Here is a 774-nt window from a genome sequence, read left to right on the forward strand (position 1 = left end):
TCCGTCGTCGGCAGCGTCAGATGTGTATAAGAGACAGAGCTAATAGAATTAGTACGTAAACACTCAGCAGTTTTTTGTAATTCTTACAAGCGATGCTTTATGAATATGTTCTTCATCCGATGAAAATGAAACTACTCCTCTAATTGATTTTCCAAAAATAAGAACACCAGTGCTTAACACTTCGTCAACTGAATCAAGGTCATATTCGTTTTGATCCGTTGTATAAGCTTTAAAGCAGTGTTCAGATAAATCTATAGAGTCCTTACTGAGCTGTGTAACTATCAATTCAAAACTTTTTATAAATAAATGTTTATCTCCTACTGTTATAGCCCATCGGGACTTTTCAGTTGCATGAATAGCAACAGAGTCTAAGTTATTGGCTTGAATAGGCAAGCTGACCATGGATAACATATTTATAAATAGGAATGCATATAATTTCATCATTTTATTTAAGCATATAGTGATAGTGGGTTATGTACTGTTCTTGTTATTTTTTATAGTACAAGATCATAGTTAAACTAAAGTTAAATAGAATTCTTCTTGCAAAAAATAATCACGAGAAATATCTGAAGGATTTGCATATTTAGATTTTCGTAATTGAGCGGTGATAGATAGATTGAATGAAGAAAAAGGACACTGCTTTAAAAGTCATGTTGAAGGGAATATTGTGTTGCTCACATGTATTTTAACAATGAGATTTTAGTGCCACGATAAAATTTACTTTGTGTGGTCTATTTCTGTCTCTTATACACATCTGACGCTGCCGACGACGGA

1 protein-coding gene is annotated in these 774 nt (G+C 33.2%); it reads right to left on the reverse strand.

The window, feature by feature from the left end; genetic code table 11:
• Nucleotides 1-63: 63 nt before the first annotated feature.
• Nucleotides 64-444, reverse strand: coding sequence for a DUF4354 family protein (locus HBA26_RS22650; RefSeq protein WP_080347310.1), 381 nt, complete (start codon nucleotides 442-444; stop codon nucleotides 64-66).
• Nucleotides 445-774: the final 330 nt, after the last annotated feature.

Origin of the sequence: Enterobacter sp. 725m/11, from assembly GCF_011683705.1 — a bacterium.
GTDB classification, from domain to species: Bacteria; Pseudomonadota; Gammaproteobacteria; order Enterobacterales; family Enterobacteriaceae; genus Enterobacter; species Enterobacter bugandensis.